The sequence below is a fragment of the Thiohalocapsa sp. genome (genome assembly GCF_022340605.1).
GTDB lineage: Bacteria > Pseudomonadota > Gammaproteobacteria > Chromatiales > Chromatiaceae > Thiohalocapsa.
Genome location: NZ_JAJDNQ010000116.1, coordinates 1 through 6,557, shown reverse-complemented (window position 1 = coordinate 6,557; position 6,557 = coordinate 1). Strand labels below are relative to the sequence as shown.

5 protein-coding genes are annotated in these 6,557 nt (G+C 64.5%); 2 read left to right on the top strand and 3 right to left on the bottom strand.

What is annotated here, in order from left to right; genetic code table 11:
- Positions 1-232: 232 nt before the first annotated feature.
- A complete protein-coding gene (locus tag LJE69_RS15005; RefSeq protein ID WP_296926514.1) occupies positions 233-631 on the bottom strand; it encodes a lipocalin/fatty-acid binding family protein in 399 nt (132 codons plus the stop codon).
- A gap of 1,210 nt (positions 632-1,841) precedes the next feature.
- Here LJE69_RS15005 and ubiA point away from each other — a divergent pair.
- Positions 1,842-2,756, top strand: coding sequence for a 4-hydroxybenzoate octaprenyltransferase (ubiA, locus tag LJE69_RS15000; protein ID WP_296926512.1), 915 nt, complete (start codon positions 1,842-1,844; stop codon positions 2,754-2,756).
- A 368-nt stretch (positions 2,757-3,124) separates the two neighbouring features.
- Complete coding sequence (locus LJE69_RS14995; protein ID WP_296926509.1) at positions 3,125-3,913, top strand: thiol:disulfide interchange protein DsbA/DsbL; 789 nt, start codon at positions 3,125-3,127, stop codon at positions 3,911-3,913.
- Between the two features lie 77 nt (positions 3,914-3,990).
- Here LJE69_RS14995 and LJE69_RS14990 read toward each other — a convergent pair whose 3' ends face one another.
- Positions 3,991-4,206 (bottom strand): hypothetical protein, encoded by a 216-nt coding sequence (locus tag LJE69_RS14990; RefSeq protein ID WP_296926507.1) that lies wholly within the window; start codon positions 4,204-4,206, stop codon positions 3,991-3,993.
- A 284-nt stretch (positions 4,207-4,490) separates the two neighbouring features.
- Positions 4,491-6,557, bottom strand: a 2,067-nt coding sequence (locus tag LJE69_RS14985) for a UPF0182 family protein (protein WP_296926505.1), incomplete at its 5' end; no start/stop codon positions are given.

Sequence of the window (6,557 nt, the reverse complement as noted above, 5' to 3'; positions counted from 1 at the left end):
CAGCTCGATGCGTAGGGGTCTGGCCATGGCTCAAAGCATAGCGGGGAGATGCTGGATTGCAAGACCTGACCCTCAATGTGCTCAATGTGTTTGCAAGACCTGACCCCCAATGCGCATGACCCCCAGGGTCTTGCAATCAGGCATCTTTGAACCGCTCGGCAATGCTGGATTACAAGACCACGCTCCGCGTTTCCATCGCGAGCGGGGGCAGCGAAATGATGATTCAGGTGCCTTAGGCTCTCCGGAAGGTTCTCGTTGCGGTCACCCCCTTGGTCGTCAGGGTGATGACCAGGCTGTCGTTCGTGAACTTGTAAATCGTACTGGCGGTGGGGTCGTCGACTTCCGTGGTTGCGAGAGTATCATCCCCTTGGAGCACGGTCACATAGCTAGCGCTGCGGCCTGTTCCGGGGTCATGTTTGTACTCCTGTCCCAATCGGAAAGATACCTCGATGGTCCTCAAGGTGGTGACCTCGGCGATTGTGATTTGGTCTTCCTTTACATCGACCAAGATGTCCGGCTTCGTAGACGCCATCGCTGTCCTCTGGATCATTCCAACATCAGCGGCCTTCAGGTAAGCCTCGTAGTTGTCATCTTGGTCGAAGATGTATCTACCATTGAGTTGTGCCATCATTGTTTGACCTCTCACAAATGGATCTTGCTGCGGTGAAAATGCAGCTCGGATGCGGCGCCGATAAGGTGGTGACGCAGAAGGGAGTATTGCACATTGTACAGAGGCCGCCAGGCTCTAACACGTAACATCGTACGCACGGCAGCGGTCCACCAAGTTCCGGCCATCGTTGCACTCCCGGCATGTGTGACGTCGACAAACGGAGACTGACGCCGGTTGGTGTGGAATGTCAGCCCTAGTTCTTGACCGCACTCTTTGCGTAGCCGCTGTTGGTTGCCGATATGGCCGTTGATAGCCTCAAGCACGTCACTCCGGGATGCAGCCGACACTTGCGGTCCAAGTGTGCATGCGCGGGTTCACGCGAGCGTTGGAGTCAGGCATTCCACTTGAAGACCAAGTCGGGCCATAACCACTGCCCGGACTTGGGAGGTGTGCAGAGACGATGGCAGACGGCAGGACCCGACCTGATACCGTGCCGGATTGCAAGGGCTGACCCCGCTTCTTGACCCCGTTTCTGTGCGCGACGCCGTATCTCCAGCGGCCCGGTCGATCCCGCCCAGAATCACGTGCATCGGAAAGCCCGCGGCGATACGGGCGCGTCTTGGCATCGAGATGGTCAGCGAGTAGATCGTTGGGGTTGCCGTGGGCAAGCACAGAAAAGTAGTCTGTCCCCGATTCCCTCGAGTAAACGTCGTCATTGTCAACGCCTTGCGTACGCCCCGCAACTCCATCCGTCGGTTAGTAGGGGCGCCGCTAGCGCGCCGGCGATTTCGATTGAAGGTCGTGCGATGCGGCAAACGCCTCATCGAAATCCCGATCGCCGCTCGGCGGGTGTGAGCTCAGCCCGTCGCCGAGCGTCAGCCCGGCTCCGCGGCGGTGCAAACGCGTTGTCCAGGCACGGGCACCCGTCGTGAGGCGCTGTGCGGGAGAGAGCCGCGCAGCATGGGTCGAGGGCTTCGGGTGCCTGGTCCGGGCGGGTGTCCTCCGCGGCTCCTCGACAAGCCCCGCGATCCACCGGCGCCGGTCGGAAGTGCCGAACGGCGCGCTCGCCGCCGTCGGACCGAGCCGCGGCGCTGTGCGATAATCCCGTACTTTTCGGCCGGTCCGGCGCGTGTACCGCCATCGGCCCCGTGGGCGCTCGTCGCGGCACCGGACTCCGGCGCCGGGGGCGGCCCCGCCGAATACCACGCCAGCAAACCTTCGACAGCGAACGATGAGCCTCCCGGAGATCAACCTCGGCACGCAGCGCGCGCCCACCTGGCGCGAGCGCCTGGATGCCTACGTGCACCTGGTGCGGCTGCACAAGCCCATCGGCATCTTCCTGTTGATGTGGCCGGCGCTGTGGGCGCTGTGGCTTGCCGGTAACGGGCAGCCGCCCTGGCTGGTGGTGGTGATCTTTATCGCTGGCGTGGTGCTGATGCGCTCGGCGGGGTGTGCGATCAACGACTACGCGGACCGGGACTTCGACGGCCACGTGGCGCGCACCAACGCCCGGCCGCTGGCGCGCCGGCTGATCTCGCCGCTGGAGGCGGTGGGGGTGTTCGTGGTGCTGTCGCTGGTGGCCTTCGTGCTGGTGCTTCAGCTCAACTGGCAGACGGTGGCGTTGTCCGTGGTGGCCGTGCTGCTGGCGGGCATTTACCCGTTCATGAAGCGCTTTACGCACTTTCCGCAGGTCTTTCTCGGCGCCGCCTTCGGCTGGGCCATTCCGATGGCCTACATGGCCATCCAGGAGACGATCCCGTTCCAGGCCTGGGTGCTGTTCGCGGCCACGGTGGTCTGGGCGCTCATCTATGACACCCAGTACGCGATGGTGGACAGGGACGACGACCTGAAGATCGGCATCAAGTCCACGGCGATCCTGTTCGGCCGCTACGACCGCCTGATGGTGGCGCTGCTGCAGGTGCTCATGCTCGCCATGCTGTTCTGGGTGGGCGATGCCGAAGGCCGCGGCTGGATTTATTTCGCCGGGCTGGGCATCGCCGCGCTGCTGGCCGTGTATCAGCAGTGGCTGATGCGCGATTGTGATCCCAAGCCCTGCTTCATCGCCTTCCTGAATAACAACTACTTCGGCATGGTGATCTTCATCGGTGTGGTGCTGGACTACCTGGTGCACCCGGTGGTGCGCTGAGGTGCCCGGGCCGCTCCGGCGCGGGCGTTTTCGCCACCCGGCAATCGTTGGATGGGTGGCGCGACGCGGGCTTGGGCGCCCGGAGGAGCAGCCCCCATGCGCTTGAGCCCAAAGAGAGCAGCTCACCACGAAGAGCGCGAAGCAACACGAAGAATAAGAAAGGGTTGGCAGCGGTGGCCACCATTGGTGGCTTCAGCCGGCGGGGGTTGCAGCGTACTTCCGCATCGTCCTCAATCCCTTCGTGATCTTCGTGGTCCAGCTTCCGAATCCAGGTTGAATCGCGACCCGGCCAGATCCGCCGCCCCTTGTCCACCGGCGGCGCTTGCCGGACATTCGAGAACTTATTCTTGGCCAGAGGTGACCATGACATGACCGTCCACGAGCAATCCCGCCGGCGCCCGCAACCCTGGGCCGTCCTCGCCTGCCTTGCCTTGCTGTTGCTGGCGGTCGCCGGCAGTGCGGCGGCGGCGCCGACAGCCCCGGCCGAGGAGTTCGACGAGGGTATCGACTACAGCCTGGTGAGCGACCCCGTCCGCGCCGAGGCCGGCGACGACGTCGAGGTGCTGGAGTTCTTCTGGTACGGCTGCCCGCACTGCTTCCACCTGGAGCCGGAGATGCAGCGTTGGCTCGAGCACAAGCCGGCGGATGTCACCTTCCACCGCGTGCCGGCGGCGGCGGACCCGCGTTGGGTGCCGCACGCGAAGGCATTCTATGCGGCCCAACAGCTCGGCGTGCTGGACAAGCTGCACGAGCCGCTCTTCAAGGCCATGCATGAGCAGCGACGCAAGATTCTGACCGAGGAGCAGATCATCGCCTTCGCCGCCGAGCAGGGCATCGACGAGGACGCCTTCCGCGCCGCCTACAACTCCTTCCCGGTGGATATGCAGGTGCGCAAGGCCGCCGAGTTGGTGCAGCGCTACAACCTCGAAGGCGTGCCGACTATGGTGGTCAATGGCAAGTACGTGACCAGCGCCACGCAGACGGGCAGCGTCGCGCGCATGTTCGAGGTGGTGGACTACCTGGTGGCGCAAGAAGAGGGCGCCGGTGGTGCCGAGACACAGCCCGCGGACGCCGCACCCGCCGAGCCACAACCGGCCGCCGCCAAGCCTGCTGGCGGGAAGCCCGCCGAGGAGGGCCCTGCCGCCGGGGCGAAATAGCCGGGCTGGGCTCGGTCGCCACCCTTGTGCACGTCGCACGGGCCCGAGTGGCGCGGCCGCGGGCGCCGTGCCCCGGCTCAGTCGCCCGCGCGCGTGTGCATCTCGGTCGGTTGGTGGCGGTTCAGGATCTCGGCTATCTCGGGCTCAGCGAGGGGGCCCGTGGTCACGATCACGCGCCAATGGTCCGGGTCGGTGGCAATGCGCTCCTGCGGGACGCCGGTAGAGATCAGGTCATCGACGGCATTGCCGGCGGCCTGGTTGTTCTGGTATTGCGCGGTGATGATGGTGGCCATGATGCCCCTCTCGAGTTTGCCTGAACGATGCGGTGGGCCCGCCGTGTTTCTGCAAACCCTGGACCATCCACGTGCCGTGTCGATGCCCTGACGCCGCGTGCCCGGCGTCGAGCCGGGCACACGGCGAGCCGGCTGAAAGCCGGCGCTCCCAGCGGGCCGCGCAGGTGGCGAGCAGTCCGGTGCGGCGCAATTCGTGGGGACACCTCAGGATAGTGGTGGATTTCACGCCCCACCCTGCAGATTATTCACCAGGTCGTGCACCGCCACGTCCGCGTCGGCGCGGCTCAGCCCGAGTCTGCCTCGCCAGAGTTGGGCGTCACATTGGGTGTCTGGTTGGGCGGTGGCACCTTGTGCAGCGTCTTGCCTTTTTGATCCTTCTCGATCAGCTTGTTCAGCGCGCGGAACCCGTCCTCGAGGGACACTTCCATGACCACGAGCCGACCCTGGCTGACGATGATCCGCGCCAACTGCGGCATCTGCGACACGGCCGTCGCCTGCAGGAAGATGCCCTGGATGTAGGTCATGACGCCCTCGATGGGCACGACCACCATGCGGCCCCGCCTTGCGCGCGAGCCCTGTTGGTTCCATAGCGTGAGCCGCGCGGTGATGTGGGGGTTCTGCTTGATGAAAGCGTTCACCTGCGCGGGGCCATAGACCAGCGCGCCCTTCGGGAAGTCGTAGACGATGATCCGGCCGTAGTCGTCGCCGTCGCTGCCGGCGAGTGCCAACGCACGCATGTTTTGCTGGCCCAGGGCGTTCATCGGCAGGAAGAGGCCGAACTCGAAGCGATCGGGGTCGATGAGGTTGAGCGTCAGGTAATAGGACCGCATGCGGTCGGTCTGCTTGCGCCAGGCCACCTTCGGCAGCTCCCAGACGTCCTCCTGGTCGTAGAACACCCGCGGGTCGGTTTGGTGGTAGCGTGCATAAATGTCCATCTGCACGTCGAACAGGCTCTTCGGGTAGCGTACGTGCGCCTTCAGCGCGTCCGGCATCGCGTCGAAGGGCTTGAACAGGCCCGGATAGATGCGGGCATAGGCCGCGGCGATGGGGTCGCCGGGGTCCGCGAGGTAATAGCTCACGGTGCCGTTGTACGCATCTACCACGATCTTCACCGAGTCACGGATGTAGTTGAACGGCGGCGACCTGAACTCGTCCGCGGGACCGTGGTAGTGGGTGGCGTAGGGGTACCAGTCGCTGGCCGTCATCGCGTTCTGAATCCAATACAGCTTGCCGTCGGCGATGACGACATAGGGGTGTGGCGTGAGGATCAGGAAGGGGGTCAGGGACCGGATGCGCTCCTGCACGTTGCGCCGGAACAGCAGCCGGCTGTCCGCGGTGGTCTGCGTGGTGTACAGGATGTTACCGTCGCGAAAGTAGAGCGCGAATACCAGCTTGCGGAACAGGCCGCCCACAGGAACACCGCCCTTGCCGCGGTAGTCGGAGAGCTTCACGCCGGCCTTGGTCGAATAATCCACCTCGTGGCTCGCGTTCGGTGCGATGACCGGATGGTAGGCACCGTCGCCGTAGTAGAGGGCCGGTTGGTCGATGGTCACGCCCCGCGACGACTGCGGCGGGATGCCCTGGATGAGCCAGTCCATGGGCTCACCCGCGGTCTGTGCCGCCGGCGTCATCGCGACACCATAGCCATGGGTGTACTTTAGCCAGTGGTTGACCCAAGTCTGTAGCGGCTTGCGCAGCTTCTCGAGGTCGATCTCGCGGGCGGCGAGGAACACCTGCTGATACACGTTGCCCACGGTGTAGCGGCCGACGTCGACGCGCGGGAAGGAGTAGTAGGGCCGGAGCTCTTGCAGCTCGCGATACACCGGCAGCAGGTTGTCTTCGTCCCAGATGGGAATGTTCTGCAGGCTCTGCCTGACCCGGGGGGTGATCTCCTCCCAGGCCTCTTCGCGGATCGAATACTCGCGCGTCTCCACGTGCTGGAGCCCGTAGCCTGCCAGCGTTGCCTGGATGTTGTTGGTGATGTAAGGCCGCTGGCGGGTGGATTGGTTGGGCTTGACGATGAATTCTTGCACGGCACCGGTCAGGAACGGCGTATAGCGCAGCCCGACCACCGCCAGGAAGAGCACCGCCGTCACGGCCAGCAGCGGCACACCGCGGCCGGTGTTGAGCAAATAGACCGTGATAATGCCCATGCCGAGTACTAGCAGGATTGCGGCCCCGAGCAGCGGCAGCGTCACCGACATCTCCTCGTAGCCGGGGCCGTAGAAGAGCGGCATGTGCGCGTGCGTGTAGAGCAGCAGGAACGCGTCGCCGAAGAAATAGCCGGCGCCCATCAGGAACAGCAGCAGGGTGATCAGGCTCAGATGAATCCGCGCGCCGCGCCGCAGTGA